Annotated in this window: 21 protein-coding genes and 1 pseudogene; 12 read left to right on the top strand and 10 right to left on the bottom strand. The window is 72.2% G+C overall.

The genetic code is table 11. The features are described 5' to 3' along the window. Positions 1–39: 39 nt before the first annotated feature. Entirely contained in the window at positions 40–465 is a 426-nt protein-coding gene (locus tag MQP27_RS10235; RefSeq protein ID WP_242764110.1) for a hypothetical protein, read from the top strand. Next, a complete protein-coding gene (locus MQP27_RS10230; protein WP_242764108.1) occupies positions 462–1,118 on the top strand; it encodes a hypothetical protein in 657 nt (218 codons plus the stop codon). The genes MQP27_RS10235 and MQP27_RS10230 overlap by 4 nt, the downstream gene beginning before the upstream one ends. Before the next feature lie 438 nt (positions 1,119–1,556). Here MQP27_RS10230 and MQP27_RS10220 read toward each other — a convergent pair. After that, a pseudogene (locus tag MQP27_RS10220) lies at positions 1,557–2,430 on the bottom strand (IS5 family transposase). A 272-nt stretch (positions 2,431–2,702) separates the two neighbouring features. Here MQP27_RS10220 and rsgA point away from each other — a divergent pair. The 3 genes from rsgA to MQP27_RS10205 all read left to right on the top strand — a co-directional run bounded on the left by rsgA (position 2,703) and on the right by MQP27_RS10205 (position 5,765). Continuing rightward, positions 2,703–3,806 (top strand): ribosome small subunit-dependent GTPase A, encoded by a 1,104-nt coding sequence (gene rsgA, locus MQP27_RS10215; protein ID WP_242764103.1) that lies wholly within the window; start codon positions 2,703–2,705, stop codon positions 3,804–3,806. A 63-nt stretch (positions 3,807–3,869) separates the two neighbouring features. Continuing rightward, positions 3,870–5,267, top strand: coding sequence for a DNA-3-methyladenine glycosylase 2 family protein (locus tag MQP27_RS10210; protein ID WP_242765060.1), 1,398 nt, complete (start codon positions 3,870–3,872; stop codon positions 5,265–5,267). Positions 5,268–5,273: 6 nt separating this feature from the next. After that, on the top strand, positions 5,274–5,765 hold the full coding sequence (locus MQP27_RS10205; protein ID WP_242764101.1) for a methylated-DNA--[protein]-cysteine S-methyltransferase: 492 nt from the start codon (positions 5,274–5,276) through the stop codon (positions 5,763–5,765). Position 5,766: 1 nt separating this feature from the next. On the opposite strand, the gene MQP27_RS10200 is transcribed toward MQP27_RS10205, so the two are convergent. The 3 genes from MQP27_RS10200 to MQP27_RS10190 form a co-directional block, all read right to left on the bottom strand. Then, the gene (locus MQP27_RS10200; protein WP_242764099.1) at positions 5,767–6,138 is read right to left on the bottom strand and encodes a PPOX class F420-dependent oxidoreductase; all 372 of its coding nucleotides are present in this window, start codon (positions 6,136–6,138) and stop codon (positions 5,767–5,769) included. 67 nt (positions 6,139–6,205) lie between these two features. Beyond that, positions 6,206–6,688 carry a DUF456 domain-containing protein gene (locus MQP27_RS10195; protein WP_242764097.1) on the bottom strand — a complete coding sequence of 161 codons (483 nt, stop codon included), beginning with the start codon at positions 6,686–6,688 and terminating at the stop codon, positions 6,206–6,208. Between the two features lie 53 nt (positions 6,689–6,741). Further along, positions 6,742–7,731: a helix-turn-helix transcriptional regulator gene (locus MQP27_RS10190; protein ID WP_242764095.1), complete on the bottom strand. Its 990-nt coding sequence runs from the start codon at positions 7,729–7,731 to the stop codon at positions 6,742–6,744. Positions 7,732–8,188: 457 nt separating this feature from the next. Here MQP27_RS10190 and MQP27_RS10185 point away from each other — a divergent pair, with 457 nt between their 5' ends. Further along, the gene (locus tag MQP27_RS10185; RefSeq protein WP_242764093.1) at positions 8,189–9,607 is read left to right on the top strand and encodes a protein phosphatase 2C domain-containing protein; all 1,419 of its coding nucleotides are present in this window, start codon (positions 8,189–8,191) and stop codon (positions 9,605–9,607) included. A gap of 64 nt (positions 9,608–9,671) precedes the next feature. Beyond that, positions 9,672–11,414, top strand: a complete 1,743-nt coding sequence (locus tag MQP27_RS10180; RefSeq protein ID WP_242764091.1) for a pyruvate dehydrogenase — start codon at positions 9,672–9,674, stop codon at positions 11,412–11,414. On the opposite strand, the gene MQP27_RS10175 is transcribed toward MQP27_RS10180, so the two are convergent. Continuing rightward, the gene (locus MQP27_RS10175) at positions 11,411–12,859 is read right to left on the bottom strand and encodes a transcriptional regulator (protein WP_242764089.1); all 1,449 of its coding nucleotides are present in this window, start codon (positions 12,857–12,859) and stop codon (positions 11,411–11,413) included. The two genes, MQP27_RS10180 and MQP27_RS10175, sit on opposite strands and share 4 nt — an antisense overlap. Before the next feature lie 217 nt (positions 12,860–13,076). On the opposite strand from MQP27_RS10175, the gene MQP27_RS10170 reads away from it, so the two are divergent. Both MQP27_RS10170 and MQP27_RS10165 read left to right on the top strand, forming a co-directional pair. Continuing rightward, positions 13,077–13,688, top strand: coding sequence for a hypothetical protein (locus tag MQP27_RS10170; protein WP_242764088.1), 612 nt, complete (start codon positions 13,077–13,079; stop codon positions 13,686–13,688). A 103-nt stretch (positions 13,689–13,791) separates the two neighbouring features. Next, positions 13,792–14,253 carry a hypothetical protein gene (locus tag MQP27_RS10165; protein WP_242764086.1) on the top strand — a complete coding sequence of 154 codons (462 nt, stop codon included), beginning with the start codon at positions 13,792–13,794 and terminating at the stop codon, positions 14,251–14,253. On the opposite strand, the gene MQP27_RS10160 is transcribed toward MQP27_RS10165, so the two are convergent. Continuing rightward, entirely contained in the window at positions 14,254–17,262 is a 3,009-nt protein-coding gene (locus MQP27_RS10160) for an alpha-mannosidase (RefSeq protein ID WP_242764083.1), read from the bottom strand. Positions 17,263–17,449: 187 nt separating this feature from the next. On the opposite strand from MQP27_RS10160, the gene MQP27_RS10155 reads away from it, so the two are divergent. After that, positions 17,450–17,932 carry an ATP-binding protein gene (locus MQP27_RS10155; protein ID WP_242764081.1) on the top strand — a complete coding sequence of 161 codons (483 nt, stop codon included), beginning with the start codon at positions 17,450–17,452 and terminating at the stop codon, positions 17,930–17,932. A gap of 89 nt (positions 17,933–18,021) precedes the next feature. Here the strand turns inward: MQP27_RS10155 and MQP27_RS10150 are convergent, their stop codons facing one another. Further along, positions 18,022–19,056, bottom strand: a complete 1,035-nt coding sequence (locus MQP27_RS10150; RefSeq protein ID WP_242764079.1) for a DUF2637 domain-containing protein — start codon at positions 19,054–19,056, stop codon at positions 18,022–18,024. Between the two features lie 304 nt (positions 19,057–19,360). Next, the gene (locus MQP27_RS10145; RefSeq protein ID WP_242765058.1) at positions 19,361–20,209 is read right to left on the bottom strand and encodes a (2Fe-2S)-binding protein; all 849 of its coding nucleotides are present in this window, start codon (positions 20,207–20,209) and stop codon (positions 19,361–19,363) included. 179 nt (positions 20,210–20,388) lie between these two features. Here MQP27_RS10145 and MQP27_RS10140 point away from each other — a divergent pair, with 179 nt between their 5' ends. Beyond that, positions 20,389–21,192, top strand: coding sequence for a GntR family transcriptional regulator (locus MQP27_RS10140; protein WP_242764077.1), 804 nt, complete (start codon positions 20,389–20,391; stop codon positions 21,190–21,192). Positions 21,193–21,320: 128 nt separating this feature from the next. Next, a complete protein-coding gene (locus MQP27_RS10135; protein WP_242764075.1) occupies positions 21,321–21,629 on the top strand; it encodes a hypothetical protein in 309 nt (102 codons plus the stop codon). A gap of 19 nt (positions 21,630–21,648) precedes the next feature. Here MQP27_RS10135 and MQP27_RS10130 read toward each other — a convergent pair whose 3' ends face one another. Both MQP27_RS10130 and MQP27_RS10125 read right to left on the bottom strand, forming a co-directional pair. Beyond that, positions 21,649–22,149: a DUF2231 domain-containing protein gene (locus MQP27_RS10130; RefSeq protein ID WP_242764073.1), complete on the bottom strand. Its 501-nt coding sequence runs from the start codon at positions 22,147–22,149 to the stop codon at positions 21,649–21,651. Positions 22,150–22,240: 91 nt separating this feature from the next. Then, complete coding sequence (locus tag MQP27_RS10125) at positions 22,241–23,023, bottom strand: hypothetical protein (RefSeq protein ID WP_242764071.1); 783 nt, start codon at positions 23,021–23,023, stop codon at positions 22,241–22,243. Positions 23,024–23,129 lie beyond the last annotated feature (106 nt).

Raw genomic sequence — 23,129 nt, 5'->3', positions numbered from 1 at the left:
CGACCGTACCCGTCCTGTGAAGAGATAGAGGAACCGAGCATGAGCGTGCCGGCACCGGAGCACAGATCCAGCGAACCCTGGGAGTCCACCCCGGACTTCAAGTGGACAGACCGCGCCTATGACCTGCTCGAACAGGACCTTCTGCACGCCGAGGTGAAGGTCAACGACGGCGTTCTGAGCACCCGGGTGTGGGGCAACTGCCCGCGATGCGCGGGGCGGTTGGACGACGGGCAGGTGCTGACCGCTGTGGGTCTCTTCAGCCCCATCCGCGGTCGTATCGGTGCGGAAGCCGCGGCGTTGAACGCGCCTGTGGTCGTCGTGGACGTCACATGCGGTTGCGGCCTGGCACACACTGGCGCGCCCGCAGGGGTCACCGGGTGCGGGGTCAGCTTCCGCGTGGAGCTGGTGACCCGAGCCGATCCGGCCGCTCCGACTGTCCCGCCCACGCCGCTGGACACGCTGTGACCCGATACCGGCCGAGGAGGCCGGCCGCTGCGCCCTCGGCCTTCGACCTCGCCGAGCGAGATGCCTTCGCCACCCTGTCGGCGGCATCCCTGGACGCTGTCCGGTCCAGCGCGGAGACCTGGCGAAACGGGCTTTCCGCCTTCATCACGCTGGTCACGGCGGGTGTCGTGATCAAGGGACGCGACACCACCAGTGCCCTGTCCACGGAATGGAGAGCGGCAGTCACCGTGCTCGTCGTCGGCGGTCTGCTCGCCGCGATCGTCGGACTGTGGGAGGCACTCGCGGCACAGGCCGGTACCCGGCCCCGGGCCATCACTCTGAGCGCTGTACACGATGAGTACGGCTCGGTCGCCGCGTACAAAGTCGCGCTCGCCACCGGCGCGGCCACGAGAGTGCGGCGCGCGCAGAACCTGGTCGCGGTCGCGTTGGTCCTGCTGCTCGCGGGCGTCGTAGTCAGCTGGTGGGCCCCCACCGACTCCGGTGGGGACAAGCCCGTCTATCTGAAGGTCAGTCACCGAGGTGGGATCGGCTGCGGAACTCTGAATTCGGCGGACGGCGGCAAGCTCCGCCTGAAGGAACCAGGACGTCACGAACCAGCGGTGATCCCGCTGACGGACGTTACCGACATCGTCGTCGTCAAGACCTGCGGATGACGACGGGCGAAAGCGCGGAAGCCAGGCCTCTTGGCGAGTCGGTCTCGTCCTCGCCTTGGGGTTGTTTGAGAACTGACGTTCTGAGGTGCTAGTGAGCATTGCGTTCTGCCGCGGCATGCCACCAGCCAGGTGAAGATGCGCCGGTGACATTGGCGGTGGGCTGGTCGGGATGAAGTCCGAGCCGTCGAAGTGCACTGGCATGGATGCGGATGTCGAACCAGCCGTGCCAGTGGCCATCAGGCCCGATGCCGCAGACCAAACCCCACTGGATCTTGTCTGGGCTGAAGGGCATCCAGTCGATGCCGCGGTCACGCAGTCAAGCGCGGGCGGCCGCCATCGGGTGGAGACGGCCCGGCAGGTTTTCGTAAGCCGCGATGGTGATCCAGTCGGCGCTCGGCGTGTCCATGGCACTCATGATGCCGGACGGCCGCACTGGTGTCACAGCCATTCGTTGAGCACGGCGATGAGGACCGTGGCCTCATAGCGGACGGTAAGTTTGTCGTAGCGAGTGGCTACCGCCCGGTGCCGCTTGAGCCGATTGATCCCGCACTCGACCGCGTGCCGAGCTTTGTAGTCCTCACGATCGGAGCGGGGTGGCCGACCGCCAGTGGGTCCGCGCCGCCTCCGGTGCCCCAGCTTGGTCAGCCGGTACGGGAATGGTCGCCTTGATCCCTCGTTCGCGCAGGTAGGTCCGGTTGACACGAGAACTGTAGGGCTGGTCGGCCCGCACGCGCTCCGGGCGGACGCGAGGCTGGCCCAGCCCGAGCCGGGGTACCCGGATCGCCGCCAAGACTGCTTCGAAACTGCGGGAAATCACCCACTGGCCGAGCGTGATCAGGAGCAAAAACGGACGTTGATGCTGCTCGCAGGCCAGGTGAATCTTCGTGCTCAACCCGTTCCGGGACCGCCCCAACGTGTGGTTGGCCGGCTCGGCCTTCAGACCTTCGGGCGGCTCCCTTCCAGAGCTCCCTTTTCGACGCGCCGGCAGCACGCTGATGGGCGCGACAGACGGTGGAGTCGATGTTCACATCCCAGGTGATGAGGCCCATCGCGTCAGCCTCGGCCTGGAGGAGCGTCACCATTCGAGCCCAAGTACCGTCGCGCTGCCAGCGCCGGAACAATCCATAGGCCGTCTCCCACTTGCCGTACCGCGCCGGGACATTGCGCCATGGCGCCCCGGTCCGCGTCCGCCACTGTATGCCGTCTATCAACTGCCGCTTCGACCAGACCGGAGGCCGTCCCGGCTTGATGCCAATCGGCAACAACGGCTCCAGCCTGACCCTTGCTCATTCGTCAGATCACCATGTCCCACACGGTGATCATCGCAGAGCTTGATCCACTTCTAAAACAGCCCCTAGACGTGGATGGAAAACCGGTGGCACGCAAGTGCGTACCACTCTATGGTGGGCATCGCTTCGTGCGGCGGATCAACTACCGCTGCTGCCTGGATGAGGAACGGGAGGTGTCGACCGATGGCTGTCTTTGCGATGAGTGACGTCCGCATCCAGATCATCAAGTCCACCTCCGTGGCCACCGGCTGACCTTCAACTCCCTTGCCGGGGCCGCCCTTCGAAGGGTCTCCCCTTGACTTCCAGCTCCGCTGCCCCATCCGTTTTCTCCGCGCTCGCCCCCTACGGCTGGGACGACGCATGGGCGGACGCGTTCGCCCCCCATGACAATGAGGGACTCCTGCCCGGCCGGGTGATCCGGGTCGACCGCGGGCAGTGCGACGTGGTCACCGCCGACGGGATCGTGCGGGCCGACACCGCGTTCGTCACCCCGCACGACCCCCTGCGGGTCGTGTGCACCGGCGACTGGGTCGCCGTCGAACCCGGCGGCAACCCGCGCTACGTACGGACGTGTCTGCCGCGCCGTACCGCCTTCGTCCGCTCCACCTCCTCCAAGCGGTCCGAGGGGCAGATCCTCGCCGCCAACGTCGACCACGCGATCGTCGCCGTCTCCCTCGCCGTCGAGCTCGACCTCGGCCGCATCGAGCGCTTCCTGGCCCTGGCCTGGGAGTCCGGTGCCCAGCCGCTGGTCGTGCTGACCAAGGCGGACCTCGTGCCGGACGAGGTCACCCGAGCGCACCTCGTCCAGGACGTGGAGCTGTCGGCACCCGGGGTCACCGTGCTGACGGTCAGCTCCGTCGACGGCCACGGGCTCGACGCCCTGGTCGCCCTCGTGTCCGGCGGTACGTCCGTCCTGCTCGGCCAGTCCGGTGCGGGCAAGTCCACGCTCGCGAACGCCCTCCTCGGCGAGGACGTCATGGAGGTGCGGGCCGCGCGGGACGTCGACGGCAAGGGCCGCCACACGACGACCACCCGCAACCTGCTCGCACTCCCCGGCGGCGGCGTCCTGATCGACACCCCCGGCCTGCGCGGCGTCGGACTGTGGGACGCCGAGTCGGGCGTCGGCCAGGTCTTCTCCGAGATCGAGGAACTGGCCGAGCGGTGCCGCTTCCACGACTGCGCGCACACCGCCGAGCCGGGATGCGCGGTGCTCGCCGCGGTCGACGCCGGCGACCTGCCGGCCCGCCGCCTGGACAGCTACCGCAAGCTCGTGCGGGAGAACCAGTGGATCGTGGCCAAGACCGACGCCAGGGTCCGTGCGGAGCTGCGCCGGGACTGGAAGCGGAAGGGCGCGGCGGGCAAGGCGGCGATGGAGGCGAAGCGGGGGCGCCTGCGGTAGCCGAGCGTCACGTCCGATTTCCGCCAGCCCGGTGGTCCGTACCGTTGGACACTGGATGGCGTGATGGACGAAGACACCCGGTACGAAGCGGTCCGCAGCCGTGATGCCCGGTTCGACGGCGAGTTCTTCTTCGCCGTCCGGACCACCGGCATCTACTGCCGGCCCAGCTGCCCGGCGGTCACACCCCGGCGGCACAACGTCCGTTTCTTCCCGACGGCCGCCGCCGCCCAGGGCTCCGGCTTCCGGGCCTGCCGCCGCTGCCGCCCCGACGCGGCCCCCGGCTCCGCGGACTGGAACGTCCGCGCCGACGTCGTGGGCCGCGCCATGCGGCTCATCGGCGACGGGGTCGTGGACCGCGAGGGCGTCGCCGGTCTCGCCACCCGGCTCGGGTACAGCGCCCGCCAGGTCCAGCGCCAGCTCACCGCCGAGCTCGGCGCCGGACCCGTCGCCCTCGCCCGGGCCCAGCGGGCGCACACCGCGCGGGTGCTGGTGCAGACGACCGACCTGCCGATCACGGAGATCGCGTTCGCGTCCGGCTTCGCCAGCGTCCGCCAGTTCAACGACACCGTCCGGGAGGTGTACGCCTCCACGCCGACCGAGCTGCGGGCCGCCGCCCCGGACGGCGGCCGGGCTGGTCGGCGGGCGGCCGCCCCGAGCGCCGGGATCCCGCTGCGGCTCGCCCACCGGGGCCCGTACCGCTCCGTCGCCGTCTTCGACCTGCTCGCCGACCAGGCCGTGCCCGGCGTCGAGGAAGTGAGCGGGGAGCGCGGGCGGCGCACGTACCGCCGTACCCTCCGCCTCCCGCACGGCACCGGCATCGTCGCCGTCGACGAGCGCCCCGGCACGGCGAAGTCGGCGTCCGGCGCCCATCCGGGCGGGTGGCTCGACGCCCGACTGCATCTCACCGACCCCCGCGACCTCACCACCGCCGTCGGCCGGCTGCGCCGCCTCTTCGACCTCGACGCCGATCCCTACGCCGTCGACGAGCGCCTCGGCGCCGACGAACGGCTCGCCCCGCTGGTCGCCGAGCGGCCCGGGCTGCGCTCGCCCGGCGCCGCCGACGCCGAGGAACTCGCCGTCCGGGCGCTGGTGGGTACGGCGGAGGCCGAGCGGCTGGTGCGGCGGTACGGCAAGGCGCTGGACGCGCCCTGCGGCAGCCTCACCCACCTCTTCCCCGAGCCCGCCGTCCTCGCCGAAGCCGAACCCCACGGCACCCTGGGCGCGCTCACCGCCGCGCTCGCCGACGGCACCCTGCGGCTCGACCCGGGCGCCGACCGCGACGACGCCGAGGCCGCGCTGCTGGCGCTGCCCGGCATGGATCCCGGCACGGTCGCCGTCATCCGCACCCGCGCCCTGGGCGACCCTGACGTCGCCCCGCCCGACCTGGACGTTCCCGACAGCTGGCGCCCCTGGCGCTCGTACGCCCTGCAACACCTGCGCACCGCAGGAGAGTTGGACTGACCTGCCATGACCACCACCCTGTGGACCCGCGTCGACAGTCCCGTCGGCCCCCTCCTCCTCACCGCCGACGCCACCGGCGCGCTGACCTCCCTCTCCGTGCCCGGACAGAAGAACGGGCGGACGGTGGAGGCGGGTTGGCGGCGGGACACCGGACCGTTCCGGGCCGCCGAGGAGCAGCTCGCCGCCTACTTCGCCGGTGAACTCAGGGATTTCCGGCTGGAGTTCAGCACCGACGGCAGCGCGTTCCGGGAGCGGGTGTGGGCGGCCCTCGACTCCGTCCCGTACGGGGCGACCGTGACCTACGGCGAGATCGCCGCGCGGATCGGCGCCTCCCGGGCCGCCGTACGGGCCGTGGGCGGCGCGATCGGCGCCAATCCGCTGCTCGTCGTCCGCCCCTGCCACCGGGTGATCGGCGCGAACGGCTCCATGACCGGGTACGCCGGCGGTCTGGAGCGGAAGGTGCGGCTGCTGACCCTGGAGGGCGTCCTCCAGGGCTGAGTCACTCCTCCTCCAGGCCCCAGCTGTGGATCCGGCGCGGATGCACGCGGATCACCTCCTCGCTGAATTGCGGGCCCAACTCGTGCGGCCCGGTGAGGAGTTCGGCCTCCCCGCGGATGTCGATGCCGCGCACCCTCCACGGGCGCAGGCTGACCACGTCGTCGACGACCAGAGCCACCTTGGGGTTCTTCTGGAGGTTGCGCCACTTCTTGGTACGGCCCATCGCCAGACCACCGATCAGGATCGTGCCGTCGTCCTGCGGGAAGAAGCCGACCGGGTTCGCCTGCGGCTGCCCGTGCGGGTCGACGGTGGCCAGCCGCCCCAACCGCTGCGACTTCAGGTACGCGAGCTCGGCCTCACTGAATTCGCTCATGCCCGCCAGCCAAGCACCCCGCCCCGCCGGGCGCATCGGATTCCCGTCCTAGGCCCCTGGACCTACGTCACCCCCAGATCACCGCGCCCAGCCACGCCCCCGCGATGAGCAGGCAGGTGAACAGCTCCGCCAGCACGCTGGACCCGCCCGAGCGCATCGCCGTCCGCAGCGCCGCCCGAGCCTCCGCGGGCCGGCCCAGTCGCAGGCGTTCGCAGAGGTAGATGCCGCCCATGAAGCCGGGGATCGCGCCCAGGACGGGGAGGAGGAAGAAGCCGAGAAGGGCGCCGAGACCGGCGTACACCCCCATGCGGGGCGTCGCACCGCTCGCCCGCAGCCGGCGCGGCGGCAGCGCCCAGCGCACCACCTGGGACAGGAACAGCGCGACGGTGGCGCCGACCAGGACCCACCAGGCGACCGGCCGCGGGTCCTTCAGCGCCCACCACAGAACCGCGGCCCACACCAGCCACGATCCCGGCACTCCGGGCACCAGTACTCCGCACAGGCCGAGCAGGAGGACCAGGCCGACCAGCAGGAGGTCCCACACTCCCATGTGCCAAGAGTGCCGGAGGCCGGGAGACGGCGCAGGTCAGTAATGGCCGGTGATCAGCGGTCGCGGTCGCGGGCCACCCAGCCGCGTTCGTACGCGTGCCAGCCCAGCTGGAGGCGGGTGGTCACGCCGGTCAGCTCCATGAGGTGCTTCACGCGCCGCTGTACGGTCCGCAGGCCCAGGTCCAGCTGTTTCGCCACGCTCGCGTCGGTCAGCCCGGCCAGCAGCAGCGACAGCACCTCCAGGTCCGTGCCGTCGGGCCCGTCCGGCTCCTCCTCCGTGACCCCGTCGGCGCCCATCCGCAGCGGCAGCGCGTCCCGCCACACCGACTCGAACAGCCCCGACAGCAGCTCCAGGAGGCCGCTCGCGTGCACCACCAGCGCGGCGGGCTCCGCGGTCCGCGAGGTCAGCGGCACCAGGGCGAGCGAACGGTCGGCCACCACCAGCTTGGTCGGTACCCGCTCCACCACCCGCACCTGCTCGTCCCGGCCGAGCGCGGCGGACAGCTCGGTCATCCCGTGCGGCAGGTCGAGCACCGAGCGCTCCACCACCACCCGGTAGCGGACCCCGCGGTCGGCGGCCCGCTCCTCGGCGTCGTTCTCCATGCCGGTGACAACGGTCGGCCGGCCGGTGACCAGCGCGCACACCTCCTCGCTCGCACCGAGCTGGAGCTGGAGGAAACGCTGGGAGACGGCGGCGGCACCCGTCACCACCTCGACGAGGTCGTGCACGGCGGGCTCGGCCGCCGCCGCCCGGTACTCCTCCGCCAGCAGCGCCGCCGCCAGTTCGGCCTTCTCCAGCTCGTGCCGCTGCTGGGTGAGCAGCGCGCCCAGCGCCACGCCCGGCGGCGCCGCGACCCAGCGCCCGGGCCGGGCCGGCGACTGGGCCGCGAGGCCGTGCCGCTCCAGCCGGCGCAGGGCGCGCTCCGTGTCGTGCTCGCCGAGCATCAGCCGACGGGCCAGATCGGGCACGTCGGCGGCGCCCACGGACACCAGCGCCCGGTACGCCGACTCGTGCCTCTCGTCCAGCCCCAGCACTCCCAGCATCAGGCCTCGCCCCTCCCCGAACCCGGCCCTCGTGGCCCCGACCAGCGGCGGGGCCCGTGGCGGAAACCAGCCACGGCGCAAACCCGCCGCGGAACATCATCGCCGTACCACCGGTCACTCTGCCAAGGTGGCGCCACCGCAGTGAACCGCCTCCCGCCTGGGGCGGGAGCGTGGGACCGGGAATCACAGCTGATCGCTAAGAAGACCGGTCACACTCGGGCCCTGGCCGGACTTCGCCGTCGTCTTCCGTCGTGGTCCGGTTGCTCCAGAAGGTGATCCGGGCCCGGGTCACTCAGCCGTCGCCGGGCGGTTCTCCCGTGGGGGGTGGAACCGCCCGGCGACTTCCTGCGTACCGCCGTTCGACGGGTCACCCGACACGCCGTTCGACGGGGAGTGCCGCGCCGGTTTTTCCCGATGCCCCGTTTTCATCCGGCCCGTGCGGTGGACAATTAGGGGCATGAGCCAGCAGGGGGGAACGCCCACCGGTCATTCGGACGACTGGTGGGGACAGCTGTACGACGACTCCACCGAGGACACCGGCCCCACGCCCGCACCCGACACCCTCGACGACCGCTTCGCCTCGGCCGCGGGGACGGTGGGCAACGGGGCCGACCCGGAGGCGGCGCCGCCGAACGAGGGCGCGACCGGGACGACGGTGCCACCGCAACGCCCCGGCAACACCGACCAGCCGTCACCGGGCCGCGTGTCCACGGAGTCTCCGGTGGCCACGGTGCCCACCGCGAAGAGGGACGGCACCCCGCAGGCGCCGGTCGGCGCGGCCACCCCCGCAACGCAGGTCGACGACGCCCTCCCATCGGCACCGGCCACCCCCACGACACAGGTCACCGCGGACAGCCCCCCGCCCGCCGTCCGGACCGCCACCCACCTGGACCTCCCCACCCTCCCCCCGCCCCCCGTCGACTACGTGGGCTCCGGCCCCCCGACCTACGACGCCGAACCCACCGCCCTCCCGCCCGCCGACCCGGACGACCTCGACGACCTGGTCGCCGACACCGTGCTGGACGGCGCCAAGTACGGCTCCTGCACCCTCCGTGCCGTCTCCGTCCGCGGCGACTCCGCCCGCTACCGGGGCGAACCCCGCCGCGACTCCCTCCTCACCGCCCGCTTCGGCACCGCCGAGCACGCGCTGATCCTCGTCGCGATGGCCACCGGCGCCCGCGCCACCCCGGGCGCCCACCGCGCCGCCGCCGAGGCCTGCCACTGGATCGGCCGTGCCGTCGGCCGCAGCCACGCCCGGCTCGCCGAGGACATCAGGGCGGCGCGGCGCGGCGACCTCAAGTCCGGCCTGCACCGCCTCACCGACCGCAGCCTCGGCAAGCTCCGCGCCAGCGCCGCCGAACAGGGCATCGACCCCGAGGAGTACTCGGCGACCCTGCGCTGTCTGCTGCTGCCCGCCGATCCGGAGTGCCGTACCCGCGTCTTCTTCGGCGTCGGCGCCGGCGGTCTGTTCCGGCTGCGGGACGGCGCCTGGCAGGACATCGAGCCGCGCGTCACCGACGTCACCGGCGCTCCCGTCGTCGGTTTCGGCTCGCTGCCCGCCGAGACGCCCGAGGGCGACCGCCTCACCATGGACCTCGGCATCCCGACGCCGCCGAGCCCGTACGAGCCCGCCCCCGAGCCGCCCCGCGAACCCTTCCGGTTCCGCGCCTCGGTGGCCCACCCGGGTGACACCCTCCTGATGTGCACCGGCGGCCTCGCGGACCCGCTGCGCGGCGAACCCGACCTGTGCCGCCATCTGACCGGCCGGTGGTCGAACTCCGGTCCGCCCGGCCTCGCCGCGTTCCTCGCCGACACCCAGGTCCGGGTCAAGGGATACGCGGACGACCGTACGGCTGCCGCCGTTTGGGAGGCGTGACGGCCCCGCGTGTGAATTCATGGACCCACAGGGATCCGCGGAGACCGAAGGGCATGAGTGCACCATGGCCAAGCAGAACGTCGCCGAGCAGTTCGTCGACATCCTCGTCCGCGCCGGAGTGAAGCGCCTCTACGGCGTCGTCGGCGACAGCCTCAACCCGGTCGTCGACGCCGTCCGCAGAAACGCCGCCATCGACTGGGTGCACGTCCGCCACGAGGAGACCGCCGCGTTCGCCGCGGGGGCGGAGGCCCAGATCACGGGCAAACTGACGGCCTGCGCCGGCTCCTGCGGCCCCGGCAACCTGCACCTCATCAACGGCCTGTACGACGCCCACCGCTCCATGGCCCCGGTCCTCGCCCTCGCCTCGCACATTCCCTCCAGCGAGATCGGCCTGGGCTACTTCCAGGAGACCCACCCCGACCAGCTGTTCCGCGAGTGCAGCCACTACAGCGAGCTGATCTCCAACCCGAAGCAGATGCCACGGCTGCTGCAGACCGCCATCCAGCACGCCGTCGGACAGAGCGGGGTGAGCGTGGTGTCGCTGCCCGGCGACATCGCCGACCAGCCCGCCCCGGACAAGGCCGCCGAGACCGCCCTCGTCACCTCACGCCCCACCGTCCGCCCCGGCGACGCCGAGATCGACAAGCTCGTGCGGATGATCGACGAGGCCGAGAAGATCACCCTCTTCTGCGGCAGCGGCACGGCGGGCGCGCACGCCGAGGTCATGGAGTTCGCGGAGAAGGTCAAGTCGCCCGTGGGACACGCCCTGCGGGGCAAGGAGTGGATCCAGTACGACAACCCGTACGACGTCGGCATGAGCGGTCTGCTCGGCTACGGCGCCGCCTACGAGGCCACCCACGAGTGCGATCTGCTGATCCTGCTCGGCACCGACTTCCCGTACAACGCCTTCCTCCCCGACGACGTCAAGATCGCTCAGATCGACGTCAGGCCCGAGCACTTGGGCCGCCGCTCCAAGCTCGACCTCGCCGTCTGGGGCGATGTGAAGGAGACCCTGCCCTGTCTGACGCCCCGGGTGCGGCCCAAGCAGAACAGGCGCTTCCTCGACCGGATGCTCAAGAAGCACGCGGACGCGCTGGAGGGGGTGGTGAAGGCGTACACCCGCAAGGTCGACAAGCACGTCCCGATCCACCCCGAGTATGTGGCCTCCGTCCTCGACGAACTCGCCGACGAGGACGCGGTGTTCACGGTCGACACCGGGATGTGCAACGTGTGGGCCGCGCGGTACATCACCCCCAACGGCCGCCGCCGCGTGATCGGTTCGTTCTCGCACGGGTCGATGGCGAACGCGCTGCCGATGGCGATCGGCGCCCAGTTCACCGACCGTGGCCGTCAGGTCGTGTCGATGTCCGGGGACGGCGGGTTCTCCATGCTGATGGGCGACTTCCTGACGCTGGTCCAGTACGGCCTGCCGGTCAAGGTCGTCCTCTTCAACAACTCCTCCCTGGGCATGGTCGAGTTGGAGATGCTGGTCGCGGGCCTGCCGTCCTACGGCACGACGAACAAGAATCCCGACTTCGCGGCCGTCGCGCGTGCCTGCGGCGCCCACGGCGTGCGGGTCGAGAAGCCCAAGGACCTCGCGGGCGCCCTGAAGTCGGCGTTCAAGCACAAGGGCCCGGCCCTCGTCGACGTCGTCACCGACCCCAACGCGCTGTCCATCCCGCCGAAGATCAGCGCCGAGATGGTGACCGGCTTCGCCTTGTCCGCCTCGAAGATCGTGCTGGACGGCGGAGTCGGGCGCATGCTCCAGATGGCCCGCTCCAACCTCCGCAACATGCCCCGGCCCTAGGAGTCCGCGGGCACCCACTGGCGTACGCCGTGGCCGTTCGTGCCGTACCAGTAGCGGGGCAGGCCCTTGATGGAGGTGGTGCGGAACGGGCGGCCGTGGTCGTCGATGCGGACCGTGCCCGTGCGGCCCTGGGAGGACCAGTCGAGCTCCAGGTACCAGCCGCAGTCGTACATCTCGGTCGTCGCGGTGACCAGCAGCACCTCCGGGTCCTGGGCGGAGACGCGGTAGGGGAACTGCACGGCGGGGACGTGGGCTCCGCTCGCGTCGACGCCCGGGACCGCGCGGGCGATGGGGCGATCGATGTCGAGGTTCACGTCGAAGTAGCGGGGGCCGAGGCCGCCGCCGCAGCCCTGCGCCATGTCGTACGTGGTGCCCTTGACCGGAGTGCCCCGGCCGGCGACGCGGACCCGGAGGGCCTCCAGGACGACGGCGGTGGAGGACTTGCCCTGCACCGAGATCTGCACCATCGTCTTCCGCCCGTGCACCGCTCCCTGCGTCGCCGCCCACGCCGCGGCGTCCTGCGGCACCGGCGGCGGGGGCACCTGGTCGGGCGACTTGTCGATGACGTAGTCGTGCATGCAGCCCCCCTCCCAGACCTGCGAGTCGGCGGTCCAGGCGAGGGGCACGCCGGTGCCCACGGGCGCGTCGCTCTTCCCGGCGGCCGGGGTGCCGTCCTTCGGCCGGGGGCTCGCCGAGTCCCGCGCCCCCGATGAGGACGGGGCGGCCGAGGAGGAGCTGGGGGAGGGGCCGGTGGCCGAGGCCGAGGGGCGGTGGTGCGAGGCGCCGGTCGCGGTACGGGGGTGTCCGGGCGCCTGCGCCGAGTCGTCGGGGGAGCGGTCCGCCGACAGCGCGGACAGGCTGCTCAGGGTGACCAGCAGCACGGTCGCCACCGCCGCGCCGAGGAACGTCCGCCTGCGCCGGTACCAGGGCGCCCGCGCCACCGGACCCGTCGGCGGCGCCACTTCCGTCCCTGCCTCGGCCACCACTTCGGTCCCCGGCCCGGCCGCCACTTCGGTCTCCGGTCCGGCTGCCGTCTCGGTTCCCGGTCCGGCTGCCGTCTCGGTTCCCGGCCCGGCCGCCGCCTCGGTCTCCGACCCGGGTTCCGTCTCCGCCCCGGGCTTCGTCCGCGCCTCGGCTTCCGTCTCCGTTTCAGGCCCCGCCGGCTCCACGGCTCCCTGGCCCGCCCGCACCCGCTGCCGAGCCGCCACCGCCAGCAGCCACAGCCGGTGCAGTTCGAGGCGTTCCTCCGGGGTCGCCTCGCAGAAGGCCGCCAGGCGTTCCACCGGGGCGAAGTCCTGCGGTACCGCCTCGCCCGCGCAGTACCGGTGCAGCGTCGAGGTGTTCATGTTGACGCGCCGGGCCAGCGAGCCGTAGCTCCGGTCCGTGCGGTCCTTCAACCGGCGCAGCAGCGCCGCGAACTCCTCGACCTCGTCCCCAGCCGACACCGTTCCCCCCGTCGTCCACCGAACCCCGTATCCCAGGCACTCATATACCTGCACGTCAGATGGGATGGGATGGTTCCACGGTCGCGGAACGGGCGCCAGTCGTTGCGCCGGACTGCGGTGACGGCCGATGCTCTTGGTGTCGCACCGACCAGGGCCGGACCGACCAACCGGCGTCGGACGACATCCACACCCATGCACTCACCAACGGGGGACACCCATGCCCAAGCGCACCGGAGCAGGCGCGCTCCTCGCCGTCACCGTCACCGGCCTGGCCGTGGCGCTCGCCGGCCCGGCCGCCGCCGCACAGAAGGCACCCGGCTTCCTCGCGGCCAAGGACCTCCCGCCGCACCCCTCCTCGTCCTGGACGGCCGGCAAGGTCACCGGCGGCATCCCGGACGACGTCGACGGGGACACCTGCCTGCGGGCGCTGCCCGGACACGAGTACACCTGGCACCGCGACTTCCGCACCGACCTGGACACGGGCGCCCGGCAGATCACCGTCGTCCTGCCCGACACCCGGTCGGCCAAGCAGCTGACCTCCTGGCTGAACAAGGACATCAAGTCCTGCCCGGCCCGGATCGAGCAGCAGGACCCGGACGTCGAGGCCGTGGGCAAGGACTTCGGGAAGCTGGTCGTCGAGGAGGGCGCTCACGTCTACGGCGTCCACACCGAGACCTCTTACGGCGCGAGCGACGTCCGCCTGCTGTCCGTCGGCCGCGACGGCCGCACCGTCACCGTCGTGAACTGGGGTCAGATGGGCGACCTCGAGGGCGCCCCGGTGAAGGCCTTCGAGAAGACCACCGTCAAGGCCGTGAACAAGCTCCACTGACCGCACGACCGGGGCCGCCCTCCGCCACGGGGGTGGGGAGGGCGGCTCGCACCACAGACCAGCACAGCGACCGAACAACGAGAACGAAAACGGGGAAACACACATGAGCAGCAAGACCCGCACCGTCCTGACCGCCGGCGTCCTCGCCGTCGCCCTCGGCCTCGGCGCCACCGCCACGGCCTCCGCCGGCACCCCGCACAGCGTCAGCGGCAAGCCGTCCGACAACGTCAGCCGGATCGCCGACTTCTACGGCGCCTACATCGACGCGGTGACCGACGAGGGCAGCGGCGACCTCGGCACCGCGCTGCGCGCCCACTACCTGACGCCCGCCTACCAGAAGGCGCTGGCCGCCTGGGAGGACCGGGAGCACGCCGACGGCGTCCTGCGCGCCCAGAACGTCCCGCTCGCCTGGAAGGTCACCGACAACGGCAGCACCGCGAAGCGCACCGAGGCCGTCGTCACCCTCACCTGGAGCAAGAACACCAGCACCAAGCTGTACGTCGACATGAAGCGCGACAGCCGCCAGATCTACCGCATCGCGGACAAGAGCGTCGGCGCCAAGTAGTCACTCAGGTCGCAGCCGCAGCGTGAGGATCTGGAACGGCCGCAGCTCGAAGCCCAAGTCGGTTTCCCGCTGCGGCCGTTCCAGCAGGTCCGTCACCTCGGCCCGGGCCACCGGGAACCCCGGCGTCAGCCGGCCCCGCGCCCGTCCGCCCCGGGACTCGTACAGCCGTACCACCACGTCCCCGCTGCGGTCCTCCGCCAGCTTCACCGACTCCACGGTCACCCCCGGATGGTCCACCCGCACCAGTGGCCGGACCACCGGTGCCGCGGCCACCCGCAGCGGCAGGTTGAGCGCGAGCCCCTCGGCGACCGCGTCCCCGACGTCCGCGCCGGGCAGCAGGGCGTAGGTGAAGCGGTGCGTGCCGAGGTCCGTCTCGGGGTCCGGGCTGTGCGGGGCGCGCAGCAGGGTCAGGCGTACGGTCGTGCCGAGACCGGCCTCGTGCGGGGTGCGGGTCACGTCGTGCCCGTACGTCGAGTCGTTGAGGACCGCGACGCCGTACCCCTCCTCCGCGACCCTCAGCCAGCGGTGCGCGCAGATCTCGAAACGGGCCGCGTCCCAGCTGGTGTTGGCATGGGTGGGACGGTGCACATGCCCGAACTGGATCTCGGCGGTGGAGCGTTCGGCGTGCACGTCGACGGGGAAGGCGGCCTTGAGCACCTTCTCCGACTCCTGCCAGTCGACGTCCGTGACGACGTCGACGCGCCGGCTGCCGGCCGCGAGCCGGATCTCCTGGGTGATCCGGGACCTGCCGAAGGCCCGCGTCACCCGCACCGCCGCCCGGAGCGGCCCGTCCTCCACCAGCTCCACCGACTCCACGTCCGTCAGGTCCGTGTGCCGCCGCCGGTAGTGCCGGTCGATGTCCCAGGCGTCCCAGGCGTTGGGGTGGTCGGGGTGGAGCTGGAGGAGGTTGCCGGGGGCGCACAGGACCTCGCGGTCGGCGTCGAGGTCCCGGACGGAGGAGAGCAGGCCGTGCGCGTCGACGGTCACGCGCAGCCGCGAGTTCTCCAGCAGGACGCAGTCGCCGTCCTGTTGGGTCCGGACCGTCTCCGAGGCGCCGCCCGCGAGGGCCGTCGAGCCCAGTCCCGGCACGGTCACGAGAGCGTCCCCGACGACTTCGGTGCGCGGGTACGGCGAGGCGTTGAGGACGGCCGGCTCGCCGGATCCCAGTGCCGCCACCGCTCCCGCCGTGAGCTCCTCCACCTCCGCCAGCACCCGCGCGTACGTCTCCCGGGCCTCCCGGTGCACCCAGGCGATCGACGAGCCGGGCAGGATGTCGTGGAACTGGTGCAGCAGCACCGTCTTCCACAGCCGGTCCAGCGCCTCGTACGGGTAGGCGTACGACGGATCGCGCACTGCCGCCGTCGCGCACCACAACTCCGCCTCGCGCAGGGCGTGTTCCGAGCGCCGGTTGCCCCGCTTGGTCTTGGCCTGGGTGGTGTACGTGGCCCTGTGCAGCTCCAGGTACAGCTCGCCCGACCACACGGGCGCCTGGCCGCCGTACTCCTCCTCGGCGGCCGCGAAGAACACGGACGGCCTGACCACCTCGACCGTCGGTGAGCCCTCCAGGGAGCGCAGCCGGCGGGCCTTCTCCAGCATCTCGCGGGTCGGGCCGCCGCCCCCGTCGCCCCAGCCGAACGGCACCAGTGAGCCCGTCGCCCGGCCCTTGTCGGCGAAGTTGCGCTCCGCGTGGGCGAGTTCGCGGCCGTGGAGCTGGGAGTTGTAGGTGTCGACGGGCGGGAAGTGGGTGAAGACGCGGGTGCCGTCGATGCCCTCCCACCAGAAGGTGTGGTGAGGCATCTTGTTCGACTGGTTCCAGCTCAGTTTCTGGGTCAGGAACCAGCGGATTCCGGCCAGTTTCGCGAGCTGCGGGAAGGCGGCCGTGTAGCCGAAGGAGTCCGGCAGCCACACCTCCTCGGTCTCCACGCCGAGCTCCTCGGCGAAGAACCGCTTGCCGTGCACCAGTTGCCGGGCCAGTGCCTCGCCGCCCGGCATGTTGGCGTCGGACTCCACCCACATCGACCCGACCGGCGCCCAGTTGCCGTCCCGTACCGCCTTCCTGATCCGCTCCCAGATGTGCGGCTGGTGCTCCTTCACCCACGCGTACTGCTGCGCCTGCGAACAGGAGAACACCAACTCGGGGTAGTCGGCGGCGAGCGCGGTGACGTTGGCGAAGGTGCGGGAGGCCTTGCGGACCGTCTCGCGCAGCGGCCACAGCCAGGCCGAGTCGATGTGCGCGTGTCCGGTCGCGAACACCCGGTGCGCGCTCGCCGAGGCCGGACGGGCGAGGACCTCCGCCAGCGCGGCCCGGGCCTGCCCAGCCGTCGCGTGGACGTCGTGCAGGTCCAGCGCGTCGAGCATGTCCTCCAGCGCGCGCAGCACCTCGTGCCGCCGCGGCCGGTCCATCGGCAGCTCGTGCATCAGCTCCGACAACACCTCCACGTCCAGCACCAGTTGCCACACTTCTTCGTCGAGTACGGCGAGGTCGGCAGAGCGGAATCGGTAGCCGGGGCGATCCCCGGCGGTCAGCACGTCGCCCAGACGCGTAGGCGCGAAACCGTGCAGCACGGCCGGATTGGCCGCCGCCTCCAGGAGCAGATGGACCGGTTCCCCTCCGCTCGCCGGAGCACCCACGGTCAGCTGGCGGTTGCGCGGGTGAACGCCCTTGAGGGGGACGCCCGCGGCGTCGTACAGGAGTCCCTCGGCCTGGAAGCCGGGGCCGTCGCCGGTGAAGCCGGGGTCGATCACCGCCTCCACCCGGCGGCCCGCCCACTCCTCGGGGACCCGCCCCGCCAACCGGAACCAACTCGTCGACCAGGGCTTTCCCCAGGACGTGCCGGTCGTGAACGGCTCGTACGCGGCCTGCAGCGCCTGGTCCACCGGCACCGGCTCACCCGGCACATGCCACACGGACAGGACCAGTGGCACACGCGCCCCGTACTGCGCGGGACGTACGAACTGGCTCATGGCCCGTTCCAGCCGCGCTTCCACCAGCAGTCGGTCGTCGTGCACGGCGGCTCCCTCGGCGCTCGGACGGCACGGTCCAGGGTGTCATCTACCCGGCCCCGGGGCCCGCATCCGTGGCCGAACACCTGGTCGTTGACCATTCGACATGACTGGCCGGTGAGCCACGGGGCATGGATCCCCGTGAACGTGTTCGACAAGGAGGGGAACCGACATCGGCACGCGGGCGGGGGTCATGAAGAGGCAGGCGCGAGGAGGCGGTCCCGTTGCGATCGGGGCCTCCTCGGCGAAGACAGCGGAGGAGAAGGCCGACGGCGGCGCCGAGGCGCAGCAGCCGTCCCAACTACGGCAGAGACTCGGGCGGGCGGACCTGAAGGCGGTGCCCGAGGCACGCCGGGCGCTGCGTGAGCTGCTCCGGCACTGGGGCAGGCCCGGCCGGTCGGAGATAGCGGAGCTGCTGACCAGCGAGCTCGTCACCAACGCACTCGTCCACACCGACCACGACGCGGTCCTGACCGCGACCGTGGGACCCCGTGGACTCAGGGTGGAGGTACGGGACTTCGTGGCCCGAAGGCCCAGACTGCGCGTACCGGTCGCCGACGACGGTACGCACGGCAGAGGCCTGGTCCTGGTGCAGTCCCTCGCGGACGCCTGGGGCGTTCGGGCGCACGGGGTGGGGAAGGCGGTGTGGTTCGAGCTGGACGCCTCGGGCGTCTGAGGGCGGACGCACGGGAAAGGGCGTGACCCGTGGGTCACGCCCTTTCCCGTGCGCGGCCGGTCGGCTTCACGGCCGGTCGTCGGCCGTGCCTAGCCGAACTGCTGCTCGAGGTCCTTGAGCTTGCGCTCCAGGGAGTCGAGACGCGGGAGGGCCATTGTGTCGTCCTCCGCGGTCAGGTCGACCGTCATCGAGTCGGAGCCCCCTTTGCGGACGGGCTGCAGCGAAGGGCGCTGGCGCACGGGCAGCGGCTCCGCCGCGGATATGGCAGGCTCCGCGGTGGCCGGGGCGGACGCCCGCTCCAGGGCCTGCGGCTCGGGCCGGCCACGGCCGATGAACCCGCGGTGGCCCCGGCTGATCGCCTTGAGCTGGGCCCGCTCCAGGCGGTCCGCCTCGCGCCGGCGCAGGCGCTCCAGCTCCTTCTGCCGCTTGTCCTCGCGCACCTCGTCGACCGCCTCGTCCAGGCTGCGCACGTTCTCGAGCAGCATGAGCGACCAGGCCTTGTAGGTCTCGCGGGGCGCCCGCAGCCAGCGGACGATACGGATCTGCGGCAGCGGACGCGGCACCAGACCCTGCTCACGCAGGGCGGCCCGGCGGGTCTGCTTCAGCGCGCGGTCGAACAGCACGGCCGCCGAGAGCGACATGCCGGAGAAGAACTGCGGTGCGCCCGCGTGGTCGATGCCCCTGGGCGCGTGCACCCAGTTGAACCAGGCCGCGGCGCCCGCGAACGTCCACACGAGTATCCGGGAGCCGAGGGCCGCGTCACCGTGGGAGGCCTCGCGAACGGCGAGCACGGAGCAGAACATGGCCGCGCCGTCCAGGCCGAACGGTACGAGGTACTCCCAGCCGTCGGTGAGGCCGAGGTTCTGTTCGCCGAAGCCGACCAGCCCGTGGAAGGAGAGGGCGGCGGCCACCGCCGCACAGCAGAACAGCAGGACGTACGAGGCGGTGCCGTATATGGCCTCCTTGCGCCTGCGGCGCTCCTCGCTGCGCTCCCACGAGTCGTCCTTCGCGTGCTCCCCGCCGGACCGCTTGCTGCGCGCGAGCACCGCCACCGCCGCCAGCATGCCCAGGAGCAGTACGGCGCCCGGAAGCAGCCAGTTCAGCGATATGTCGGTCAGTCTCATCTAGGGGTCCCTTGCATTGGGATAGGGCGTAACGCCCGCCATAGTGGCCCAATCCCAACGGCCCTCAGGGGTTTTCGGGGCAAGAGGCCGCCAAGGAAGTGCAAGGGGATGCCCAGGGCGGCGTTCTGCTCGAACTACCGCTTGAGGGGCGGGAGTTGAGTTCGAATAAGACTACCCGTACGGGTGGTTCCACGGAAAGTTCCTGCGGCAAGTGAGAAAGTTGTGAATCACCTGTAACCGAGAGGGCGGTCCCTTCGCGGCCGATCTTACGGGACGCCCTGGCGTGGTCATGCCTGAGGGTGCCTCAACTGGCGGTGGCGGCCAGCAGCTTGGTCACCCGGTCCGCGTCGCAGGTGCGCGGGCAGGTGGCGCAGGTGTCCTCGGGGCGCAGGGTGTAGAACATGCAGCAGCTCGCCCGGTCCCGGGTGGGCAGCGACTCGCCGTCCGGTCCGGTCAGCTCGCGGAAGGCCGCCGAGCCCACGTAGGGCCGGGTCGCGCCGGGCAGCAGCAGCTCCAACTCCCGCATCGCCCGCTCCTGTTCACCGAGGAGATGGGCGACGTACCACAGGCCTTCCACCACCTCGTCGGTCGCCATGCCCCACAACGCCCGCCCGCGCCGCCGCATCCGCGGCCCGAACCCGGCGAGCACCGGCTCCAGATGCTCGGCGACCGCGGCCCGCGCCTCGGCGCGCAGCGCCTCCTCGCCGTCGACCACCCGGGCGCCGGGCAGCGCTGCGGCCGGGTCGCCGGGCAGGCAGGCGAAGCCCGCCGGGCGCACGGCCAGGCGGCCGACGGAGAGGCCGGGCACGGTCCGGTCGTACGAGACGTGGCTCGCGGGGAAGCGGGGCACCCGGCGCTCCAGGAACCACGGCACGGTGATCAGCAGGCAGGCGGGCCAGGCGTACCGGTGCAGTCCGAAGCTTGCGACGACGTCCGGGCGGGCGCGTTGTCCGTAGTCCCGCAGCACCTGTGCCTCGTCCCAGGCGAGGAACGCGTCCAGGCCCGCCCCGCCCTCCGCGAGCGCGTCGGCGGCCACCCAGCCGCCGTCTCGCGGCGCGGGTTCCCCGGCGCCGAGCTCCGTGATCTCCAGGCCCGGAAAGGCCTCGGTCAGACGGCTGTAGGACGCCGTGAGGGCCGAGCGGGGCGCGGGTATGTGCACGGACATACGGGGACCGCCGATCCGGGTCGAGGGAAAGGTCGACTGAAGGTAAGCCTTACCTTACCCAAGATCGTGCGCCTTTGAACTGACGGCTTGTGCGCTTATGGTGCTTGACGGGCGAGTAACAACCCGCCTCAATGGCCCCAAGTACCGACACGTCCGGAGGAGGACCCGTGAGGCAGAGCGCACAGGGCTCGGCGGAGACGGGGACTCCTCGAACACGGCCTACCGGTGTCCCGCGGGTGCCCCCGCAGCCGGTGGCCGCGGACATGGACCGGGAGCGCGCGGTCGCCGCCGACGCCACACGCGGCGAGCACACCCACAGTGAACAGCCGATCCCACGGCCCCGACTGGTCCAGCGGGCCTCCGTGCGCGGCCAGATACTCGACGCGCTGCGCACCGCGCTGGTCGCGGGTGAGCTGACGCCCGGCGAGGTGTACTCGGCACCGGCGCTGGGGGAGCGGTTCGGGGTCTCCGCGACGCCCGTCCGGGAGGCGATGCAGCAGCTGGCCCTCGAAGGCGCCGTCGAGGTCGTCCCCAACCGCGGCTTCCGCGTCGTCGAGCGCGGCACCCGCGAACTGGCCGAACTGGCCGAGGTGCGCGCGCTGATAGAGGTCCCCGTGGTGCTCCGGCTGGCCCGCACGGTGCCGGTGGATTGCTGGGCGGAACTGCGCCCGCTCGCCGAGGCCACGGTCCGCGCCGCCGCGTCCGGCTGCCGCGCGACCTACGCCGAGTCCGACCGCACCTTCCACCGCGCGGTCCTCTCCCTCTCCGGCAACGAACAGCTGGTGCAGATCGCCGACGACCTCCACCGCCGCGCCCAGTGGCCCCTGGTGGGCGGTGCACCGAGCGCCCGCGGCCGAGCCGAGCTGATGGCGGACGCGGCCCGGCACACCGTCCTGCTGGACGCGTTGACCGCCCGCGACCTGGACGCCGTACGGGCGCTGGTGGGCGAGCACTTCGGCGGCGCGTCCTGAGCTCGTGACCGCCGTCACAGAATCGTCGGTTCCCTGTGACGGTTCGTGATGCGGGGAACTCGCGGACCGTCGGCCGGCGTGACCCCCGGCACACGGCACGGAAAGTGCCGCCGCCGGAGGTGAGAGCGATGCCCGACCCGTCCTTCTACGCCCAGCAGGCCGCGCAGCAGGCCCAGCAGCAGTCGCAGCAGGCCAACCAGCAGGCTCATCAGCAGGCCATGCGGGCGCACCAGCGGGCCGTCGACCATGCCATCCGCCACGGCCACCGCCCGCCGCCCGCACCGAGCCCGACGGCATACCGGGGCGGCCGCGGCGGCGGCCTCGTCTCGTTCCTGGTCCTGGTCGCCGTGGTCGTCGTCCTCGCCAAGGACACCGCGCTGCGCGACTCGATACTGGGCTCGATCCAGCACCTGCTGGCGCGGATCCAGAACGGCTGAGCCGAGGCCTCGCGACCGGTCAGTCCCCGTCGCCCGAACGCGTCGCCGCCTTGGAGTAGTTGCCCTTCCAGGCCGCCTTCGCCCCGGAGTCGCCGATCCGGTAGACGTCGACGACGGCGCCCGCCGCGACCACGACCGACAGCACCGCGGCCGCGATCCGCACGACGGCCGCCGTGCGGTTGCCGGTCTCCGGCGCGGGCGTCCGGCGCACGGTCCACCACACGGCCGCCGCCAGCACGAACAGACCCAGCGCCCACGGCAGCAGCCCGTCCCCGAGCTCGGCGTGCCGCTGCACGAGGGAGTTCTCGGGCACATGCTCCTCCAGCCACTCACCGGCGCTCGTGGTCAGCGGCACGCTCGCCAGCGTCACCAGGGCCAGCGCGGGCAGCACGACGCCCATCCGCCGCGCGGCCCGCGGCCACAGCGCCGCCACCACCAGCGCCAACGAGGTCAGTGGCACCAGTACGACGACGAAATGGACCAACAGGACATGCGCGGGCAAGCCGTTGACGAGGCTCATCGGTAACTCCTCCAAGGGGGTGGGGCGCGCCAGCCTCGCACAGGAACCTCTCAGGTTCCTCTGAGCCGGGCGCCGCCCTCCAGGAGCCTCCTCAGGCCGTCGCCGCACCCGGCGCGGGCGGGGCCAACTGCCGTGCCAGCCAGGTCGGTACACCGCCCAGCAGCCGGAACAGGCGCCGGGCCTCCTCGCGCAGGCGGGACGCCTCCGGCTCGGCCTCCGCGTCGGCCAGCGAGGCCAGGGCGGGCGCCGTGCCGACCAGGTAGCCCAACTCCTCGCGGATCCGCAGCGATTCGGCGAAGCCGTGCCGGGCCTCCGCCAACTCCCCGTCCCGCAGGGCGAGTCCGGCCAGATGGCGCCAGGTGAAGGAGAGCAGCAGCGGATCCGAGTGCGCCGTGGCACCGGCGTGCGCCCGCCGGTACGCGGCCCGCGCGGCCTGCGGGGAGCGGGCCAGGTTCTCCGCCAGCAGCCCGCGCCGGAAGTCCAGTACGGCCCGGCCCGGCGCCCCCGGCGGGATCAGCGCCGCCGCCCGGCCCAGCGCGGCCCGCGCCTCGTCGGCCCGGTCGCGCACGGAGTGCAGGGTCGCCGCGTACGCAAGCTGCCCGCGTTCACAAGCGGCCGCCCCGCGCTCCTCGTCGGTGTGGGCGAGGGCCTCCGCGGTCCGCAGCGCGTCCTCGGCCTCCTCCCACCCGCCCTCGGTGTACAGGCACTTCTCCACCAGCAGCGAGGCCCGTTGCAGCGCGGACGCGGCGTCGGCGGGCTCCAGCAGCGCCGCCGCGTCGGTCCAGCAGGCGCGCGAGCGCAGCCGCCATACCGCGGTCTGGAGGGGATCGTCACTTTCGGTCGTTCCGGAACCAGACATGGCGGAATGCGCCACGTTGCCCTCCCCGAGCGCGCCGTCGAGCTTTGAGTGGTGGCCGCATCTCAGCACGAATGTCAGCGCCGGGCCAAGGGGGTGGGTGAAGGATTTCACAAAGTCGTGG

The sequence above is a fragment of the Streptomyces cylindrosporus genome (assembly GCF_022698165.1).
Classification (GTDB): Bacteria; Actinomycetota; Actinomycetes; order Streptomycetales; family Streptomycetaceae; genus Streptomyces; species Streptomyces cylindrosporus.
Note: the sequence above shows the minus strand (reverse complement) of the source record. Positions and strands in the feature narration are given on the sequence as shown.

Coding starts and splice junctions, on each gene's coding strand:
- MQP27_RS10135 (WP_242764075.1), top strand. CDS start 21,321: ATGCCCGACCCGTCCTTCTACGCCCAGCAGGCCGCGCAGCAGGCCCAG.
- MQP27_RS10185 (WP_242764093.1), top strand. CDS start 8,189: ATGAGCCAGCAGGGGGGAACGCCCACCGGTCATTCGGACGACTGGTGG.
- MQP27_RS10130 (WP_242764073.1), bottom strand. CDS start 22,149: ATGAGCCTCGTCAACGGCTTGCCCGCGCATGTCCTGTTGGTCCATTTC.
- MQP27_RS10165 (WP_242764086.1), top strand. CDS start 13,792: ATGAGCAGCAAGACCCGCACCGTCCTGACCGCCGGCGTCCTCGCCGTC.
- MQP27_RS10155 (WP_242764081.1), top strand. CDS start 17,450: ATGAAGAGGCAGGCGCGAGGAGGCGGTCCCGTTGCGATCGGGGCCTCC.
- MQP27_RS10205 (WP_242764101.1), top strand. CDS start 5,274: ATGACCACCACCCTGTGGACCCGCGTCGACAGTCCCGTCGGCCCCCTC.
- MQP27_RS10200 (WP_242764099.1), bottom strand. CDS start 6,138: ATGAGCGAATTCAGTGAGGCCGAGCTCGCGTACCTGAAGTCGCAGCGG.
- MQP27_RS10195 (WP_242764097.1), bottom strand. CDS start 6,688: ATGGGAGTGTGGGACCTCCTGCTGGTCGGCCTGGTCCTCCTGCTCGGC.
- MQP27_RS10150 (WP_242764079.1), bottom strand. CDS start 19,056: ATGAGACTGACCGACATATCGCTGAACTGGCTGCTTCCGGGCGCCGTA.
- MQP27_RS10210 (WP_242765060.1), top strand. CDS start 3,870: ATGGACGAAGACACCCGGTACGAAGCGGTCCGCAGCCGTGATGCCCGG.
- MQP27_RS10190 (WP_242764095.1), bottom strand. CDS start 7,731: ATGCTGGGAGTGCTGGGGCTGGACGAGAGGCACGAGTCGGCGTACCGG.
- MQP27_RS10170 (WP_242764088.1), top strand. CDS start 13,077: ATGCCCAAGCGCACCGGAGCAGGCGCGCTCCTCGCCGTCACCGTCACC.
- MQP27_RS10235 (WP_242764110.1), top strand. CDS start 40: ATGAGCGTGCCGGCACCGGAGCACAGATCCAGCGAACCCTGGGAGTCC.
- MQP27_RS10180 (WP_242764091.1), top strand. CDS start 9,672: ATGGCCAAGCAGAACGTCGCCGAGCAGTTCGTCGACATCCTCGTCCGC.